This is a genomic window from Saccharopolyspora taberi, assembly GCF_039534165.1.
GTDB classification, from domain to species: Bacteria; Actinomycetota; Actinomycetes; order Mycobacteriales; family Pseudonocardiaceae; genus Saccharopolyspora_D; species Saccharopolyspora_D taberi.
Genome location: NZ_BAAAUX010000010.1, coordinates 154,736 through 173,346, shown reverse-complemented (window position 1 = coordinate 173,346; position 18,611 = coordinate 154,736). Strand labels below are relative to the sequence as shown.

Genomic DNA, 18,611 nt, shown 5'->3' with positions numbered 1-18,611 from the left:
CGCGCACCTGGAGAAAAAGGAGCTCCCGCCGCGGGCACGGCGGGAGCTCCGGCGTCGCACCCGCGCGGGGTGCTCCTGTTCGGGCGGTCAGCCCTTGTACTCGGTGACCGCGATCCGGGCGAGCCGCTTCTCGTTCGGCCAGCGGACCTTCCAGGCCCAGCCGACCTTCTCGAAGAACCAGATGACCCGCGCCGAGATGTCCAGCTGGCCGCGCAGCACGCCGTGCCGGGCACAGGTCGGGTCGGCGTGGTGGGAGTTGTGCCAGGACTCGCCGAAGGACACGATCGCCAGCGGCCAGAAGTTGGCGGCCTTGTCCCGGCTCTTGAACGGCCGCTCGCCGATCATGTGGCAGATCGAGTTCACCGACCACGTGATGTGGTGCAGGAACGACGCCCGGACCAGGCCGGCCCAGAAGAACGCGGTGAACGCGCCCCACCACGACCAGCTGATCAGGCCGCCGAGCACCGCGGGCAGCACCAGGCCGATGGCGGTCCACAGCGGGAACAGCCGGTCCACCCGGATCAGCTCGCGGTCCTTGAGCAGGTCCGGGGCGAAGCGCTCCGAGTTGGTGATGTCGCGCTCGAACAGCCAGCCCATGTGCGCGTGCCAGAAGCCCTTGGCCAGCGCGGCGGGCGAGCTGCCGAACCGCCACGGCGAGTGCGGGTCGCCCTCGCGGTCGGAGTAGGCGTGGTGCCTGCGGTGGTCGGCGACCCAGGTGACCACCGATCCCTGCACGGCCAGCATGCCCGAGACGGCGAGCGCGATCTTGACGCCGCGGTTGGCCTTGAAGGAGCCGTGCGTGAAGTACCGGTGGAAGCCGACGGTCACACCCAGGCCGCTGACCACGTAGAAGACCAGGGCGAGCACGACGTCGGTCCAGCCCAGCCCCCACCCCCAGGCCGCGGGCACCGCCGCGATCAGCGCGATGAACGGCACGATGACGAACACGTACACCGACAGCTGCGAGAGCCAGGAGCGGCTTCCCTCGGTCAGCGGTTTCGGTCCGGACTTGGCGCTGGGCGCCTCGGAGGCAACGCTCTCGGTTGCTGCGGTCATGCTCTCTACCTCTGCGAGTCGGGAGGTGGGAAACGGAATCAGTCGCCGGGAGGAACGGGCCCAAACACCTCCAGCCTACGGGACCGTAACCTACGCAAGCGTAAGTTATTCGATGCCGAATCGTCACCCCGGGGCGGGCGGACTACCGCGTGTCGCGCGCCGCCGGGCGTGTCCGGCTCGTCCGTTTCTTCACCCGAAAGGGACTCGGCTGCACGCAACCGGACCTGCCGCGACCGCGTCGAAGGCACGTGCGAGCTGACAGCCGGGTACCCGGCAGCAGGCCGAGGGCAACATCACCGGACCGGCATGTCACGATGTCGGCTGGGCGACACCGGTCACGCCGCCGTGCCGGTAGGCTCTGGCGACGGCGCCGGGCGCGGGTCCGCCAGATTCGGGTTTGCCAGACTCGGGTTCGCCGGACTCTGGTTGGCCGGACTCTGGTCACCGGCGTCCCGCGCGGGCAGCGCGCGGTGCGTCAGCAGGATCCGACGTGTCGGCAGGTCCCGATCCGCCGTGGTGTAAAGGCAGCACCTCGGATTTTGGTTCCGATGGTCCAGGTTCGAATCCTGGCGGCGGAGCGACCGGCCTTCCCGGAGCACCGGCGATGACCGCCGACGGTGGTCCCGCCGGGCCGGGAGGAATTGTTGACAGGGGGTGTGCGCCGCTGCACGACGACACCACGGCTGTGCGCGAGGACGCGGCAACCGCGCTGAGCGAGGTCTCGGACGCGTGGTTGGTCGGGCGCGCGCGCGAGTTGAACGCCGTCGGTCAGCACAGCGACGCACTGGGTCAGCGCACCACCATCCGCGAGGCCGACAACCTGCTCGCCGAGGCGCAGCGCCGCGGCGAACCCCGCATCGTCGCCCAGCTCCTGCGGCACTGCGCCGCGATCCGGCTGGCCGTGCCGGACCTCGTCGAGGACGCCGACGCGCTGCTGGACGAACTGCTCGCGCACTCCCGCAGGCACGGCCTGGTCGTGCTGCAGGCCGACGCGCACGCGCTGCGCGGCAGGCGCTCGCTGCTGGCGGGCAGCGAGGACGCGGCGCTCAACGAGATCGCGCACGGGCTGAGCATGCTCGACGACGAGCTCGCCCCGGACGCGACGCTGGGCCGCCGCTCGTGGGAGCGGCTGCTCGCCCAGGCGCTGATCGACATCGGCCTGGTGCTGACCCAGCTCGGCGTCTACGAGATGTCCGACCAGGTGATGACCCGGGCGCACCAGCGCATCCGGGAGAGCGGCGGGCCGCACGAGATCGCGGTGCACATGATCAACCGGTGCCGGATGCTGCTCGGCTGGGGACTGCGGCTGGAACGCGTCGGCCAGCACCCGGAGGCCACCGACCGGTTCAAGACCGCCTCCGACCTGGCGCACGCCGTCGAGGGCCCGTGGCGGGAGTCGCTGTTCCCGCGCGTGGCCGACCGGCTGGCGTCCGAGCAGATGCCGGTGCTCGGCGCCGCGCACGCGCTGGCGTCGCCGCACATCGACCACATCGGCAAGCTGCGCCAGCTGCGTTCGCTGGACCGGGCGATGCACCCGCGCGAGAAGATCATCGTCGCGATCGCGCTGTCCCGCTGCCTGACCTGCGCGGGCCGCGGCGGCGAGGCGGTGCGGCTGCTGTCGGAGACCCGCACCGACCTGCGCGACGACACCTCCGAGCCGACGCTGCGGATCTCGCTGGCCCGCGAGTACGCCCACCTGACCGAGCTCGACGCGGACAGCACCAGCGAGGCGCTGCGCGACTACGCGCTCGAACTCGAGACCGAGCTGTGGACGATGCGCGAGGTGCGACTGTCCACTCTGGCCACCCGGCTGGACAACTACCGGCTCAGCCACCGCCACGACGCGATCACCCAGCAGGCGTTGCAGGACCCGCTGACCGGGCTGTCCAACCGCCGCGCGCTCGACGAGCGCCTGGACAAGCTGCAGGACCAGCACGACTCCCAGCCGCTGTCGGTCGCCCTGGTCGACCTCGACGGCTTCAAGGAGGTCAACGACCGCTGCTCGCACGCCGAGGGCGACGAGGTGCTGCGCGAGGTCGCCGCCACCCTGCGCGACACGCTGCGCAGCGACGACTTCGTCGCCCGCTACGGCGGTGACGAGTTCGTCGTGCTGCTGCCCGGTGTGATGCTCGCCGCCGCGGAGGCGGCGTTGCAGCGCACGGTCGAGGCGGTGGACCGGTTGCCGTACCAGCGGTCCCGCGGCGTGACGCTGTCGATCGGCGTGGTCGCGATGCGCCCGCAGGAGTCGGGCGGCCAGGTCCTGGCCCGCGCGGACGCCGCCATGTACCAGGCCAAGCGGGGCGGCGGGAACCAGGTGTCGGCGTTCGCGGGCGCCCCCACTCCCCGGGCGCCGTCACCGCACGCCGTGTGGACTCCTCCGGACGCGCTGTAAGCGTCCGCCGCGGATCACGCACCGGTGCCGCCGGAAAGGCCCGGACAGGTACTCGTGCTGGACCGAACGGCTGGGGAAAGGCGCTGCTGGGACGCGGGGCGAGGCGGAATCCCGCCCGTTGGGCGGTACCATCGCAGCGCCGGCCGAGCGCGAAGGGGCACCGGCGACGAGTACGGCTCTCCCGGTTACCCTTCACCCGCTTGGACGCCAACAGCACCCGTAGGTCGGTGTGTCGGTCCCCGACCGAAGCCGTCCAGGACCCCGCAGCGCAACGGGCGGCTTCGAAGTGACGCAGCTTCCAGAGACAAGGGAGAGCACTGATGCTCCAGGGCCCCAACGCCCGGCCCTCCTCCCGCAGCGACTCCGGTGAGCCTTCCGTCAGCACGGTCGTGCTGGCCGCGGGCGAGGGAACCCGGATGCGCTCGGCGACACCGAAGGTGCTGCACCGGTTGGCCGGTCGCCCGCTGGTCGAGCACGCGGTGCGCGCGGCGGCCGGGATCTCCCCCGACGAGCTGGTCGTGGTCGTCGGGCACGGCAGGGACGCCGTCGGCGAACACCTCAAGGGCCTCGCCGACGTGCTGGAGCGCGACATCCACACCGTCGTCCAGGAGCGGCAGCTGGGCACCGGGCACGCGGTCGCCTGCGGGCTGGAGCCGCTGGCCGACCGGCTGACCGGGACCGTGCTGGTCAGCTACGGCGACGTCCCGCTGCTCGACTCCGGCACGCTGCGCGGCCTGCTCGCCGAGCACCACGGGACCGGCAACGCGGTCACCGTGCTCTCCGCCGTGGTCGCCGATCCGACCGGGTACGGCAGGCTGATCCGCGACGCGAGCGGCGCGGTCACCGGCATCGTCGAGCAGAAGGACACCACTCCGGAGCAGGCCGCGATCACCGAGATCAACTCCGGGGTCTACGCCTTCGACGCCGCGGTGCTCGCCGACGCGCTCAAGCGGCTGTCCACCGACAACGCCCAGGGCGAGCTGTACCTGACCGACGTGCTGGCCATCGCGCGCGGCGACGGCAGGCCGGTCGGCGCGCTGGTGTGCTCGGACCCGTGGCTGGTGGAGGGCGTCAACGACCGGGTCCAGCTGTCCCGGCTGGGCGCCGAGCTCAACCGCAGGCTGGTCGAGCGCTGGATGCGCGAGGGCGTCACGGTCGTCGACCCGGCGTCGGTCTGGCTGGACTGCGACGTCGAGCTGGCGCGCGACGTGGTGCTGGAGCCCGGGGTGCAGCTGCGCGGCGGCACCACCGTCGGCGAGGGCGCCACGGTCGGTCCGGACACCACGCTGGACGGCTGCACGATCCGGGAAGGCGCGGCCGTGGTCCGCACCCACGGCAAGGGCGGCGAGGTCGGGCCGGGCGCGACGGTCGGTCCGTTCGCCTACCTGCGGCCCGGCACGCGGCTGGGCGCGAAGGGCAAGATCGGCACGTTCGTCGAGACCAAGAACGCGCGGATCGGCGAGGGCACCAAGGTGCCGCACCTGACCTACGTCGGCGACGCGACCATCGGCGAGCACAGCAACATCGGTGCCGCCTCGGTCTTCGTCAACTACGACGGCGTGGCCAAGCACCACACGGTGATCGGATCGCACGCCCGAACCGGCGCGGACAACATGTTCGTCGCCCCGGTCGAGATCGGCGACGGTGCCTACACCGCGGCCGGTTCGACCATCACCCAGGATGTCCCCCCCGGAGCGATGGCGGTCGCGCGGGGGCGGCAACGCAACATCGAGGGCTGGGTGGCCAGGCGCCGCCCGGGTACCGCCGCCGACCAGGCCGCACAGCGGGCACAAGCCGAACAGCGGTCGACCGATGAAACAACCACCAATCCGACAGAGTGACGCCCAATGACGGGAGTCAACGGGGAGGGACGATGACCGTGAGTGCCATGTCTGCGACCCCGAAGAAGAGCCTCAAGCTCTTCTCCGGGAGCAGTCACCCGGAACTTGCCGAGGAGGTGGCCAAGCAGCTCGACGTAACGGTCACGCCCCAGGCCGCGTACAAGTTCGCCAACGGCGAGATCTTCGTCCGCTACGACGAGTCGGTCCGCGGCTGCGACGCGTTCGTGATCCAGTCGCACTGCAACCCGCTCAACGACGCCATCATGGAGCAGCTGATCATGGTGGACGCGCTCAAGCGCGCCAGCGCCAAGCGCATCACCGTGGTCATGCCGTTCTACGGCTACGCGCGCCAGGACAAGAAGCACAAGGGCCGGGAGCCGATCTCGGCGCGGCTGATGGCGGACCTGTTCAAGACCGCGGGTGCCGACCGGATCATGGCGGTGGACCTGCACACCGACCAGATCCAGGGCTTCTTCGACGGTCCGGTGGACCACCTGTTCGCGCAGAAGATGCTGGCGAGCTACATCCGGGACACCTACCACGACCAGAACATCACGGTCGTGTCGCCGGACTCCGGCCGGGTCCGGGTGGCCGAGAAGTGGGCCGACGACCTCGGCGGCACCCCGCTGGCGTTCATCCACAAGACCCGCGACCCCAGCAAGCCGAACCAGGTCGTGGCCAACCGCGTCGTCGGTGACGTCGAGGGCAGGCTGTGCGTGCTGGTCGACGACATGATCGACACCGGCGGCACCATCACCAAGGCCACCGAGCAGCTGCTGGAGGCCGGCGCGCAGGACGTCATCATCGCCGCGACGCACGCCGTGCTGTCCGGCCCGGCGGTGGAGCGGCTGTCCTCCTGCGGCGCCAAGGAGGTCGTGCTGACCAACACGCTGCCGATCCCCGACGAGCGCCGGTTCGACACGCTGACGGTGCTGTCCATCGCGCCGCTGGTCGCCGAGGCGATCCACCAGGTCTTCGAGGACGGCTCGGTCACCAGCCTCTTCGACGGCAACGCCTGATCATCCGGCAGCCGAAGGCCCCGGTCCGAGCGGACCGGGGCCTTTGCCGTTCCCCGGCGGAACTGCCACCTCCCGATCGGCAGTTCCGGCCGGATCACACCGTGGTGACGACCTCGTCGAAGTCGAGCCGCGGCAGCCGGTCGAACCAGGCGTTCTCACCGGGCTTGCCGATGTTGACCACGACCAGCACCTTGTGCTTGCCGCCGGGGAAGAACTCCTCGCTCAGGCCGTCGGCGTCGAAGCCGGTCATCGGGCCCGCGGCGAGACCGGCCGCGCGGACGCCGAGGATGAAGTAGCCGATCTGCAGGGTCGCGTTGAGCTTGGCGTGCTCGGTGCGGAAGCCGTCGTCGGACCAGATGTCCTTGGCGTTCGGGGCGTGCGGGAACAGCCGCGGCAGCTGCTCGTGGAAGTCGGTGTCGGCCGCCAGCACCGCGACCAGCGGCGCCTTGCCGGTCTTGTCCCGGTTGCCCTCGGTCAGATGCGGCAGCAGCCGCTGCCTGCCCTCGTCGGTGCGGACCAGCACCATCCGCAGCGGCTGCTGGTTCATCGAGGTCGGGCCCCACTTCACCAGGTCGTAGATGGCCCGGACCTGCTCCTCGCCCACCGGTTCTGTGGTGAAGGTGTTGGCGGTGCGGGCGGAGCGGAACAGCAGGTCCTGGGCTTCGTCGGTGAGGTGCAGGCCGGTGGTCTGGTCGACGGAGGTCATTCGGGGGTCCTCTCAACTAGGTGCTACGTCCGTCCCGAACACATAGTTGACAGTTCAAATTCCCCCGGATGGCGTAGATCACCCCCGGTCAGAACAGGCCGGCCAGCTCGTTGACGGCCACCCCGGCGAACAGCCCGAGGCACAGCGCCAGCATCAGGTTGGACAGCCAGCGGGACCGGTGCTCGGCGGGCATCAGCGACTTCGCGTTCAGCAGGTACAGCAGCGTGCCCGACAGGAACGGCATGAACAGCGCGCCGAGCACGCCGTAGACGATCGTGAGCTGGAACGGCTTGCCGAGGAACAGCAGCAGCATCGGCGGGAAGGTGAGCCACAGCAGGTAGATCCGGTACGGGACGCTGTGCATCCCGGCCTTGTGGTCGTAGCTCTCGGCCGTCTCCGGCGGGGCCTGCCGGGGCATCCGCCAGGTGCGCCACCAGTCGGCGAACAGCAGGCTGACGCCGTTCCACACCCCGATCACCGAGGTGAAGGCGACCGCGAAGAAGCCGACCAGGAACGGGATCCTGGCCCACTGGCCGTAGTCGGCGGCCAGCGTGTCGGCGAGGCTGAGCAGGCCCTTGTCGCTTTCGGTCAGGTCCTGGCCGAGCAGGATCTCCGCACCGACCACCAACATCGCGATCACGAAGATGCCGGTGGTGATGTAGCCGACGGCGTTGTCCAGGCGCATGATCGGCAGCCACCTCGGCGACCGCCAGCCCTTGGCGAACGTCCAGTAGCCGTAGGCGGCGACCGTGATGGTGCCGCCGACGCCGCCCATCAGGCCGAGCACGTAGGCCACCGAACCTTCGGGCAGCGTCGGGACCGCGCCCTTGCCGAGTTCCAGCAGGTTCGGGCCGACCATGATCGCGGTGCCGACCACCGTCACGAACATGACGCCGACCAGCACCGTCATGATCTTCTCCAGCAGCGCGTAGCGGCCGAACCAGACCAGTCCGAGGCCGACCAGGCCGCAGACGACGGCCCAGCCGCCGACCGAGAGCACCGGGAACATCGCGTTGAGCGGCAGCGCCGAGGCCGACATCGCGGTGGCGCCGTAGATGAAGCCCCAGACGACGATGTAGACGCCGAAGTAGCCGGTCGCCCAGCGGCCCAGCGTGCGCCAGCCGGAGAGCATCGTGCGGCCCGACCCCAGGTGCCAGCGGCCGACGGCCTCGCCGAGCGCGAGCTTGAACACCGTTCCCAGGATCACCGCCCAGAACAGGGCGTACCCGTAGCGGGCGCCGGCGACCATGGTCGCGACCAGGTCGCCCGCTCCGACGCCGGTGGCCGCGGCCATCACGCCGGGCCCGATCTGCTTGACCCGCGCCTTCCAGCTGGTGTCCGGAACCGCGTCCGCACCGGTGCGCTCGTTGGCAGCCATGCGAATCAAAGTAACCCCGGTCACGTCCGCGCGAGCGGTGCAGCGATCAAACCGTGACGCGAAATGTCCGACTACGCCTAGCAATTTCGGCGAGATCATTGCCGCCGCCTTCACTCGTTAGATAATTTCTGACATGACCGAGCGTTACTGGGGATGCACAGCTCGGTCCGACCGCACGCTTCCGGAGAATCGGAGACGCTCCTTGCTTCTCGCGAGACGAGCGCGAATCGCCGCCACCGTCGCAGCGCTGTCGTTGGGCGCCACTTCGGCGGCGATCGCCGCACCAGAACCCGCAGAACCGACACCACCGGCCACCGCGGCCGGCTCGACCACCACCCTGATCACCGGTGACCGGGTGATCTCCCACGGCGACACCGCGACCGTCGAACCCGGCCCCGGGCGCGACCGGATCGGGTTCGCCACCTACCGCGATCAGGGTCACCTGTACGTGGTTCCGTCCGACGCCACCGCGCTGGTGACGGGCGGACGGCTCGACAAGCGCCTGTTCGACGTCACCGCCCTGCTGGAATCCGGTTACGGCGACGCCGAACGAGCCGACCTGCCGCTGATCGCGTCCGGACTGCCGACGACCCTCGCGGGCAGCACCGTCACCCAGGCGCTGCCCAGCCTCGACGCAGCGGGGATCAGCACGCCGAAGGCCCGGCTCGGCGAGCTGTGGACGAGCATCACCGGCAGCCGGGACTCCGCCAAGGTCTGGCTGGACGGCAAGCGCACCGCGAACCTCGACCGCAGCGCCGCGCAGATCGGCGCCCCGCAGGCGTGGCAGAGCGGCCTGACCGGTGAGGGCACCACCGTCGCCGTGCTCGACACCGGAGTCGACCAGACCCACCCCGACCTCGCCGACCGCGAGGCGGGCGAACGCAACTTCACCGACTCCGCCGACGCCGCCGACCACTACGGGCACGGCACCCACGTCGCGTCCACCGTGGCCGGGACCGGCGCCTTCTCCCAGGGCAAGTACCGGGGGATCGCGCACGGCAGCAAGCTGCTGGACGGCAAGGTCCTCAACGACAGCGGGGCCGGGCAGGAGTCCTGGATCATCGCCGGGATGGAGTGGGCGGCCGAGCAGAAGGCCGACGTGGTCAACCTGAGCCTCGGCGGCGGCGACACCCCCGAGGTCGACCCGCTGGAGGAGGCGGTCAACCGGCTCTCGGCCTCCAGCGGCAGCCTGTTCGTCATCGCCGCGGGCAACAGCGGACCGTCGCCGGAGAGCGTCGGCTCGCCCGGCAGCGCCGACGCCGCGCTCACCGTCGGCGCGGTGGACCGGCAGGACGGCCTCGCCCAGTTCTCCAGCCGCGGACCGCGCGTCGGCGACGGCGCGATCAAGCCCGACATCACCGCGCCGGGCGTGGGGATCGTGGCCGCGCTGCACGGCGACGGCACGATCGGCGAGCCCGTCGACGGCCGCTACACCGCGCTGTCGGGCACGTCCATGGCCACCCCGCACGTCGCCGGTGCGGCGGCGCTGCTGGCGCAGGCGCACCCGGACTGGACCGGCGCGCAGCTCAAGGCCGCGCTCACCGGGTCCGCGAAGCCCAACCCGGCGCTGACCGCGTTCGAGCAGGGCTCGGGCCGGGTGGACGTGCCCGCCGCGCTCGCCCAGACCGCGACCAGCGAGCCGACCAGCCTCGGCTTCGGCGTCCAGCGCTGGCCGCACGACGACGACCAGCCCGTGACCAAGCCGCTGACCATCCGCAACAACGGCACCGCCGAGACGACGTTCGCGGTGTCGGCGCAGGGCAAGGGCCCAGACGGGCAGCCAGCGCCCGCCGGGCTGTTCTCGGTCGACAAGCAGCAGGTGACGGTCCCGCCAGGAGGCACCGCGCAGGTCAACGTCACCGTCGACACCCGGATCGGCGCCCTCGACGGCGCGTACTCCGGTGAAGTGCTGGCCACCAGCGACAACGCCCGGGTGCGCACGCCGGTCGCGGTGGTGCGGGAGGTGGAGAGCTACGACCTGACCGTCGAACACGTCGGACCGGACGGGCAGCCCAACGCCAACCACTTCACCCTCGTCAACGGGCTGGGAGGCCAGGCTTCGGACGACCTGCCCACCGACCAGCCCAGCAGCACCGTCCGGCTGCCCAAGGGGCGCTACGCGATCACGTCGATGATCATGCACGGCGACCCGAAGAACCCGGACAACCACCTGATGAGCAACCCGACCTTCGACCTCGCGGGCCCGGCGAAGCTCACCTTCGACGCCAGGCAGACCAAGCCGGTCGTGGTCACCCCGCCCGACCCGGCCGCCAAGCCGGAGGTGGCCAGCATCGGCTACTCGCTGCCGACCGACCGGGGCACCCTCGGGTTCACCCTGATCAGGCAGAACCTGGAAGGGATGTTCAGCGGCCACGTCGGACCGCAGATGCCCGGGTTCCTCGCGAACATCAGCACCCAGTGGACGGGCGCGAAGGGCACCTACAACCTCGGTTGGTACAACCCCGGTCAGCTGCCCAACGGCTTCGAACGGCACGTGGCTCCGGAGGACCTGGCCACGGTGCACGCGGAGTTCGGCGCTCCCGTCGCCGGTCGCGGCGGCTACCGGGTGGCCTACCCGGTGCCCGCCGAGGGCAAGTCCAGCGGTGGGGTGTCCGCGGCGATGCGGATCGGACTTCCCTCGACCCGCACCGAGTTCTACAACGACGAGGGCGTGCGGTGGACCACCGGCGTGGACCAGCTGATGGCCGACGGCCGGCCGGAGGTCACGCTCCAGTCGGCGCCGAAGACCTACGCGGCCGGGCAGGAGTACCGGGAGCGCTTCAACGTCGGCCCGTTCGGTCCGGCGCTGCCGGCCTCGCCGTTCTCGGGCGGCTGGGCGGAACGCACCGGTGACGTGATCACCGCGGCGGTGCCGATGTTCGGCGACGGCGCGGGCAACGCGGGCCAGTCGGTGTTCGACACCGGACGCACCACGCTCCACCTCGGCGATCAGCTGATCGGCGAGAGCCCCCGGCCCGGATCGGGCCGGTTCCAGGTCGGACCGGACAACGGGCGGTACCGGCTCACGGCGGAGGCCACCAGGGCGGCGGGCTTCGAGGTCTCGACGAAGGTGTCGTCGGCGTGGACGTTCGATTCGGCGGGCAGCCCGGACACCGTGCCGCTTCCGCTGTCCGCGGTGCGGTTCGCCCCGGAACTGGACGCCACCAGCACCGCTCCGGCCGGGACGCACCAGGAGGTGCCGGTGTTCCTGGAACCGCAGGGCGGGGCTCCGACTCCCCCGGCGAAGATCGCGGTGCAGGTGTCCTACGACGAGGGCGCGACCTGGATCGAGGCCCCGGTGATCGACAACGCCCGCGTCGCGCTCGACCACCCGGCCGACGCGACATCGGTCTCCCTGCGCGCGAGCGCCGAGGACGCCCAGGGCAACACCGTCGAGCAGACGATCATCCGCGCCTACAAGCTCGGGCGCTGACCTGACGCGAGGGCCGGGATCCCGGTCCCGGCCCTCGCTTGGTCAGTACGCGACGGTGAATCGGGTGCGCCGGTGCGCGGGGCGCTCGATCTCGTCGAGGAACGCGATCGCGTAGTCGTCGCCACCGATCGCCGAGTTCCCGTTCTCATCCGTCACCAGCACGTCCCCGCCGGTCCGGTACGCGCCGGTGCGCTCGCCCGGGGAGTGCGCGCCGAAGACCGCGGCCGGGCTGACGTAGAACCAGTCGACGTCCTCGGGAGCCTCCCGCAGCGCGTCCAGCACTTCCGCGTGCGACCCGGCCTCGGGCTTGTACGCCTCCGGGAACTCCGGGGTGTCGATCACCCGGGGACCGCCGTCGGACACCCGCAGGCTCCCTGCGCCGCCGACGAACCCGAGGCGCGCGTTCTGCTTGCGCGCCAACGAGTACAGCGTCGGCAGCGCGTCGATCAGCCTCGTGCCGTCGTCGAGCGGGCGCGCCGGGATCGCGACCACGACGACGTCGGCACCGGCGGTCACGTCCAGCGCGAACGGCTCGTCGTGCAGCGAACCCGCGCGCCCCTCCGAACCGATGCCGCGCGCCACCGGGACCACCTCGTGGCCACGCGCGGTGGCCTCCCGCAGGATCCGGCCGCCGGCGAAACCAGTCGCGCCGAACAGGACCAGTCGCATGTCTCTACCTCCTCCTGATCAGGTGCGACGCCGACAGTAACCATTGGTAACCAGTGACTTCAAAGTGCTATAAGTACCTGATGGTTACCAATGGAGCGGCCCCGGATGTCACCAACCCCGACTGCCCCACGCGGGTCGTGCTCGACCGCATCGGCGACCGGTGGACGACGCTGGTCGTGCTGTTCCTGGAACCGGGTCCGATGCGGTTCACCAAGCTGCGCGGCGCGATCGGCGGTGTCGCGCCGAAGGTGCTCACCCAGACGCTGCGCGCGATGGAGCGCGACGGCCTGCTCACCCGCACCGTCCACGCCGAGGTGCCGCCGCGCGTGGACTACGAGCTCACCGATCTCGGCAGGTCGCTGCTGGCGCCGATCCGCGCGGTGACCGCGTGGGCGGAGCGCCACGTCGGCGAGGTCCTCGACGCCCGCGACCGCTACGACCGCGCGGGCTGAAGATCACCGGGCGAGCCGTTTCCGGTGTCGGACAACCCGATTGGTGGTTGCTCTCGGCGGCCACTTAGACTGTTCGGGTTGCCTCGGCGAGGTCGGGCCGTCAGCCCGGCGTGATCGACGCGGCGGCATGGTTGCCGCCGACCGCTCCGGTCGGCGAACCGGTGCCGTTCCGCACATAGGGTGCCGCTTCCCGGCACCGCGTCGAACCCACGCCAGTAGCGCGCCCAGCCGCCGCAGGCCACCGAACCATTCACGTCCCGCCCGACGTCACGAGGAGTGCACCACCGTGTCCGAGGTACGTCTCACCGTCGAACAGCGCACCGAGTTCGGCAAGGGTGCCGCCCGCCGCACCCGCCGCGCCGGCAAGGTCCCGGCCGTCCTGTACGGCCACGGTTCCGACCCCAAGCACCTGTCCCTGCCCGCCGTCGAGTTCGCCCGCGCGATCCGCGAGAACGGGCACAACGCGGTGCTGACCCTGGACGTCGCCGGTTCCAACAGCGAGCTGGCGCTGACCAAGACGATCACCACGCACTCGATCAAGGGCTACATCGAGCACGTCGACCTGCTGCTGGTCAAGCGCGGCGAGAAGGTCACCGTCAACGTGCCGGTCGTGCTGGCGGGCACCGCCGGTCCGGGCACCCTGGTCACCCACGAGGTCACCGAGCTGCCGGTCGAGGCCGAGGCGCTGCACATCCCGGAGCAGATCGAGCTGTCGATCGAGGGCGCCGAGATCGGCACCCAGATCACCGCCGCGCAGGTCGAGCTGCCCAAGGGCGTGGTCCTGGCCGCCGACGAGGACCTGCTGATCGTCAACATCACCGAGGCGCCGTCCGAGGCCGAGATGGCCCCGGAGGCCGTCGAGGGCGAGGCCGCCGAGGCTTCCGAAGAGGGCTGAGCCGCCTGACGTCGGGCGCGCGGCGCGCCACCGGTTCGCGGTGGCGCGCCGTTCCTGCCCGCGTCGCCGACATTCTCAGGAGATCGGGTGAGCACCCCAGATCCGGTGAGCACCTCGGCGCTCGCGCTGATCGTCGGACTCGGCAACCCCGGCCCGCGCTACGAGGGCAACCGGCACAACATCGGCTTCCTGGTCGTCGATGAGCTGGCCGACCGCATGGGCGGGAAGTTCAAGGCGCACAAGTGCGGTGCCGAGATCGTCGAGGGACGGCTCGGCGGCGTCCGCGCCGTGCTGGCCAAACCGCGTTCGTTCATGAACCTCTCCGGCGGACCCGTCGCCGGTGCGGCGAAGTTCTTCAAGGTCGCGCCGGAGTCGGTGATCGTCGTCCACGACGAGCTCGACCTGCCCTACGGCACGGTCCGGCTCAAGCGCGGCGGCGGCGAGAACGGCCACAACGGACTGCGTTCGATCACCAAGTCCCTGGGCACCAGGGACTACCTCCGCGTCCGCTTCGGCATCGACCGCCCGCCGGGCCGGATGGACCCGGCAGACTACGTCCTCAAGGACTTCTCCGGCGCGGAGCGCAAGGAGATCGCGTACTTCATCGACCTCTGCGCCGACGCGACCGAGGCCTTGGCCGTCAACGGGCTGGAAGCCGCGCAGAACCGCTTTCACTGAAATCTTCTCTTTGGACTCGCCTTGCTCGGCGGGTCATTTGGCGGAACCTCAGGCGTCCGCTGGCTGCGGAATCTTTTTCCGACGTATGTCCAATACGACGGAAAAGCTGTCCTCGCCAGAGAACGCCTGAGAACCCGCGGCGGTGCCGGTTGCGTGCTTGGGCTAAGCGGCTTCGCCGCTTGAGGACGATGGCCGGGTTGGGGGCAGTGCTCACTCCCCGGGGACGAGAGCGGCGGTGGCGGCGCGCCGGAGCTTCCCGGACGGGGTCTTGGGCAGCCCGCCCGGCTTGAGCACGATCACCGCCGACGGCCGCACCCCCACCGCGTCCACGACGCGGGCCGCGACCTCGCGGCCGAGCTCCTTCTCCGCCTCCGGCTCCCCCGCGACGCGGGACTCCAGGACCACCGCGAACCGCTCCCGCCGGGTGCCCGCCTCCAGCCGCACCGCGGCGGCATTGCCCGCCCGGACCCCGTCCACCTCGCACGCGGCCCGCTCGATGTCGACCGGGTAGATGTTGCGGCCGCCCATGATGATCACGTCCTTGCGCCTGCCGCAGATCACCACCTGCCCGCCGACCAGGTAACCCTCGTCCCCGGTGTCGAGCCAGCCGTCGGCGTCCTTGGTGGCCAGCGGGCCTTGCACGGTCAGGTAGCCCGGGGTCACCGCGTCGCCGCGGATCCGCAGCCTGCCGACCTCGCGCTCGCCGAGCTCGGTCCCGGCGTCGTCGACGACACCGACCTCCAGCCCCGGCAGCGGCCTTCCCAGCAGCGCGAACCGGCGCGCCCGCTCGGTCTCCTGGCCGGTCGGCACCGCCTCCCGCCGCTGCTCCAGCGCGTCCGCCTCCACGGTGTCGACCTCGATGCCGCGGCCCAGCGGCGCGAACGACACCGCCAGCGTCGACTCGGCCATCCCGAACGCGCACACCATGCAGTTCGGGTTCAGCCCGAAGCGCGCCCCCGCCTCGGTGAACGCCCGCGCCGCGGCCGGGTCGATCGGCTCGGCCCCGTTGAGGGTGAACCGCAGCGTCGACAGGTCGAACTCGCCGTCGTCGGCGCGGGCCAGCCTGCGGCCGACGATCGCGTACGCGAAGTTCGGCGCGGCGGTCACGGTTCCGCCGTGCCTGCTGATCAGCTCCGGCCACAGCAGCGGCCGGGCGATGAAGTCGGCCGGGGTGACCTTGACCGCCTCCATGCCGATCGCCATCGGCACCGTCAGGCAGCCGACCATCCCCATGTCGTGGAACAGCGGCAGCCACGACACCGCCACGTCCCGCTCGGCGTCGAGCTCCGCGGCCGAGACCATGCCGAGCATGTTCGAGTGCAGGTTGCCGTGGGTGATCCGCACCGCCTTCGGGTCGGCGGTGGACCCGCTGGTGAGCTGGAGCAGCGCGGTCGCGTCCTCGCCGACCTCGGCGGTCCCCGCAGGCGGACCGTCCAGTTCGGACAGCGCCCGGTGCTCGATCGAGTTCTCCGCCAGCAGCCCGGAAAGCCCGTCGAACGGCGGCCCGAGCAGCACCAGCCGCGCGCCGATCATCCGCAGCACCCGGAGCGTGTCCTCGGCCCAGTGCGCGAGGTCGGTGCGGGGCGTCGGCTGGTGCAGCATCGTCACGCTGGCCCCGCTGAGCCACGCGCCCTGCACCGCGGGCGCGATCAGCGCCGGATCGGCGGCGAGGACCGCCACCGCGTCCCCGGGCCGCACCTCGTCGCGCAGCCCGCCCGCCATCCGCCGGGCGACGTCGTGCACCTCCGCCCAGGTGCGGCGCACCGGGCTGTCCGGCTCTCCCGTGGTGAGCCCCCGGGCACCTGCTCCGGAGTTGCGGCGGGCCGACGCGACCAACGTGTCCAAGAAGCGGCTCATGCGGCGTCCTCCCCGATGAGGATGGGGATTTCAACCTACAGCAGCTGACAAGCTCGGGCCGCCCAACGCCGACGGGCTGTCACCGCCCGTCCGCCGCCGGGGTGGCGAGCGGTGCCTTCTCCGCCATTTTCCGAACATCCCTCACCAGGCGGGCGTGATCCACCACCTCCGCGCCGGTCGGTTCACCGGAGCCGCGCACGGCCCGCACGAAGGCAGCGATGGACTTGGCGTACTGGTCGTCGGGTTCGACCGGGATCTCGTGGGTACCGTCCTCTCGTTCGAGCTTGATCACCGGCGCGTACGTCGCTGGTGGGGTGAACGCCCGGTCCACCGTGATGCGCCCCGCGCTCCCGTGCAGTTCGTACCGCGAGGTGTAGAAGTGCTCCATGCCGAAACTCAGATGAGCGGTGACGCCATCGGAACGGGCGAGGAGCGCGCTCCCCGCCGTGTCCACCTCCGCGGCGCAACGCAGGTTCGCCCCCAGCACATCGAGACCCGTGCCCAGGAACAGCTGAGCCGCCTTGATCGGATAGACGCCGTTGTCCAGCAACGAACCTCCGCCCAACGACGGCTGGTACCGGATGTCGTCCGGCGGTCGCGGGGGGATGGTGAACGCGGCCGACAGCACGCGCAGCTCACCCACGGCCCCTTCGGCCAGGAGCCGCCGCACGTGCTCGTGCTGCACATGCTGGAGGAACATGAAGTTCTCGCGGAGGACCAAACCGGCTGCCGACGCGACGTCGACGAGTTCGGATGTCCGCTCGAACGAGGTCGTCAACGGTTTCTCCGCGAGCACGTGCTTGCCCGCGGCCAGTGCGCGCTCGATCCAGTCCGCGTGCAGTTCGTTCGGCAGGGGAACGTAAACCGCGTCGACATCAGGGCTGCCCAGCACAGCCCGGTAGTCGCGGACCGGGCGGCCACCGAACTCCGCGGCCACCGACTCGGCTCGCGCCGCCGTGCGGCTGGCCACCGCCGCGAGCCGGATACCGGGAGTGGCTCGCACAGCGGGAAGCACGCGCCGGGTGGCGATGTCGGCGCATCCCAGAAGCCCGAGGCCGATCGGCCGAGCCCGGTGGCCGGGAAGATCCATGTCGCACCATCCTCAATGCAGTGCCGAACCGCTCAACGGAGAAAGCGGAGGCAGGTGAGCAGGTTCCGTGCTTCGACGTTGACGTTCCCGCCGTGGCTGACCCGGTCCGCGAGTTGGCCCGCGGTCATCCAGACGAAGTCGTCCCCGGGTTCGTCGGCCACCCCGTCGTCGATCTCGACCACGAGGTACCGGTTCGTCGCGTGGTAGAAGCGTCCACCCTCCTCCGAGTGCACGGCGTCGAACCGCACCTGGGAGGCCGGCGCCATCAACAGGTCGTGGAGGAACGGCGGCCACCGCTCCTGGTCGACCCCCTCGTAGTTTCCGGGCGCGCACTGCACTGTGGGGCCGATCTCGACGATGTCGAAGGTCCCCGCCTGGGTGTGCGCGCGCACGAGCACGTGCAGCACGTTCCCGATCCGCTTGGTCAGCGCCCCCACCACTCCCATGGACCGCGGCGCGATCATCGGCTGCGACCAGCTCGCCACCTCACGACTGCCTGCCTCGACGTCCACGCCGACGACCGAGAAGTACCTGCCGAACTCGTGGCTGACCTCGTCGCGCTCCCGGATCCAGCTCGGGACGCTGTTCAGCGGCACGCGGGTCCGCTCCAGCCGGTACCGGGTCTTCGCCTCGGTCAACCAGCTGCGCAGCTCTTCGCTCCGGTGCCGGGAAGGAGCACCGGGGAGGAAAGCGTTGGCGAGCGCCTGCCGGAACGAGTCGTCGTCACCGGCCGCGGGTTCGCCTTCCCCGGTGTGGCTGTAGTCGGCGAGGACCGTGCGCGAATCCATGTTGACCAGGTTGTCGATCCGGAGCAGTTCGCTCATCTCCGGTTCGGAAACCCAGCGGAACCCGTCGAGCACCGGAACGTCCTCGTCGATTTCGACGATCATGTTCCGGTTCCGCTTGTGCAGGAACCAGGACCCCTGCTCGGACTGCAGGACGTCGGACAGCACCCGCCCCGGACGGGGTGCGACGAAGTACTCCAGGTAGGGCACCGCCTTGCCCTGGTGGATTCGCGTGTAGTTGCTGCGAGTCGCCTGCACCGTGGGCGACAGCTGGAGGAGGTTGATGTTTCCGGGCTCCATCTTGGCCTGCATCAGGAAATGCGGAATCCCGTCGAACCTGCGGACCACGATTCCGAGGAT

At 70.8% G+C, this 18,611-nt stretch carries 14 protein-coding genes and 1 tRNA gene; 8 read left to right on the top strand and 7 right to left on the bottom strand.

Annotated features, from left to right (window positions below):
* Positions 1–87: 87 nt before the first annotated feature.
* Entirely contained in the window at positions 88–1,056 is a 969-nt protein-coding gene (locus tag ABD691_RS09105) for an acyl-CoA desaturase (protein ID WP_344679068.1), read from the bottom strand.
* A gap of 507 nt (positions 1,057–1,563) precedes the next feature.
* On the opposite strand from ABD691_RS09105, the gene ABD691_RS09100 reads away from it, so the two are divergent.
* The 4 genes from ABD691_RS09100 to ABD691_RS09085 all read left to right on the top strand — a co-directional run bounded on the left by ABD691_RS09100 (position 1,564) and on the right by ABD691_RS09085 (position 6,308).
* Positions 1,564–1,634, top strand: a tRNA-Gln gene (locus ABD691_RS09100).
* Between the two features lie 26 nt (positions 1,635–1,660).
* A complete protein-coding gene (locus ABD691_RS09095; protein ID WP_344679067.1) occupies positions 1,661–3,448 on the top strand; it encodes a GGDEF domain-containing protein in 1,788 nt (595 codons plus the stop codon).
* A gap of 320 nt (positions 3,449–3,768) precedes the next feature.
* Positions 3,769–5,289: a bifunctional UDP-N-acetylglucosamine diphosphorylase/glucosamine-1-phosphate N-acetyltransferase GlmU gene (glmU, locus tag ABD691_RS09090; protein ID WP_344679066.1), complete on the top strand. Its 1,521-nt coding sequence runs from the start codon at positions 3,769–3,771 to the stop codon at positions 5,287–5,289.
* Between the two features lie 47 nt (positions 5,290–5,336).
* Positions 5,337–6,308 (top strand): ribose-phosphate diphosphokinase, encoded by a 972-nt coding sequence (locus ABD691_RS09085; RefSeq protein ID WP_344679065.1) that lies wholly within the window; start codon positions 5,337–5,339, stop codon positions 6,306–6,308.
* A 94-nt stretch (positions 6,309–6,402) separates the two neighbouring features.
* Here ABD691_RS09085 and ABD691_RS09080 read toward each other — a convergent pair whose 3' ends face one another.
* Together ABD691_RS09080 and ABD691_RS09075 are read right to left on the bottom strand one after the other, a co-directional pair.
* A complete protein-coding gene (locus ABD691_RS09080) occupies positions 6,403–7,014 on the bottom strand; it encodes a malonic semialdehyde reductase (protein WP_344679064.1) in 612 nt (203 codons plus the stop codon).
* An 88-nt stretch (positions 7,015–7,102) separates the two neighbouring features.
* Positions 7,103–8,392 (bottom strand): Nramp family divalent metal transporter, encoded by a 1,290-nt coding sequence (locus ABD691_RS09075; protein WP_344679062.1) that lies wholly within the window; start codon positions 8,390–8,392, stop codon positions 7,103–7,105.
* Between the two features lie 253 nt (positions 8,393–8,645).
* On the opposite strand from ABD691_RS09075, the gene ABD691_RS09070 reads away from it, so the two are divergent.
* Positions 8,646–11,825 (top strand): S8 family serine peptidase, encoded by a 3,180-nt coding sequence (locus tag ABD691_RS09070; protein ID WP_344679061.1) that lies wholly within the window; start codon positions 8,646–8,648, stop codon positions 11,823–11,825.
* 42 nt (positions 11,826–11,867) lie between these two features.
* Here ABD691_RS09070 and ABD691_RS09065 read toward each other — a convergent pair whose 3' ends face one another.
* Positions 11,868–12,494 carry an NAD(P)-dependent oxidoreductase gene (locus tag ABD691_RS09065; RefSeq protein WP_344679059.1) on the bottom strand — a complete coding sequence of 209 codons (627 nt, stop codon included), beginning with the start codon at positions 12,492–12,494 and terminating at the stop codon, positions 11,868–11,870.
* A gap of 80 nt (positions 12,495–12,574) precedes the next feature.
* On the opposite strand from ABD691_RS09065, the gene ABD691_RS09060 reads away from it, so the two are divergent.
* The 3 genes from ABD691_RS09060 (at position 12,575) to pth (ending at position 14,519) form a co-directional block, all read left to right on the top strand.
* Positions 12,575–12,946, top strand: coding sequence for a winged helix-turn-helix transcriptional regulator (locus ABD691_RS09060; protein ID WP_344679058.1), 372 nt, complete (start codon positions 12,575–12,577; stop codon positions 12,944–12,946).
* Between the two features lie 286 nt (positions 12,947–13,232).
* The gene (locus ABD691_RS09055) at positions 13,233–13,841 is read left to right on the top strand and encodes a 50S ribosomal protein L25/general stress protein Ctc (protein ID WP_344679057.1); all 609 of its coding nucleotides are present in this window, start codon (positions 13,233–13,235) and stop codon (positions 13,839–13,841) included.
* Between the two features lie 87 nt (positions 13,842–13,928).
* Positions 13,929–14,519 carry an aminoacyl-tRNA hydrolase gene (gene pth / locus ABD691_RS09050; protein ID WP_344679056.1) on the top strand — a complete coding sequence of 197 codons (591 nt, stop codon included), beginning with the start codon at positions 13,929–13,931 and terminating at the stop codon, positions 14,517–14,519.
* Positions 14,520–14,729: 210 nt separating this feature from the next.
* Here the strand turns inward: pth and ABD691_RS09045 are convergent, their stop codons facing one another.
* The 3 genes from ABD691_RS09045 to ABD691_RS09035 all read right to left on the bottom strand — a co-directional run.
* Entirely contained in the window at positions 14,730–16,376 is a 1,647-nt protein-coding gene (locus ABD691_RS09045) for a fatty acyl-AMP ligase (protein WP_344679055.1), read from the bottom strand.
* A 79-nt stretch (positions 16,377–16,455) separates the two neighbouring features.
* A complete protein-coding gene (locus tag ABD691_RS09040) occupies positions 16,456–17,466 on the bottom strand; it encodes a Gfo/Idh/MocA family protein (protein WP_344679054.1) in 1,011 nt (336 codons plus the stop codon).
* Between the two features lie 32 nt (positions 17,467–17,498).
* Positions 17,499–18,611, bottom strand: a 1,113-nt coding sequence (locus ABD691_RS09035) for an NDP-hexose 2,3-dehydratase family protein (RefSeq protein ID WP_344679053.1), incomplete at its 5' end; no start/stop codon positions are given.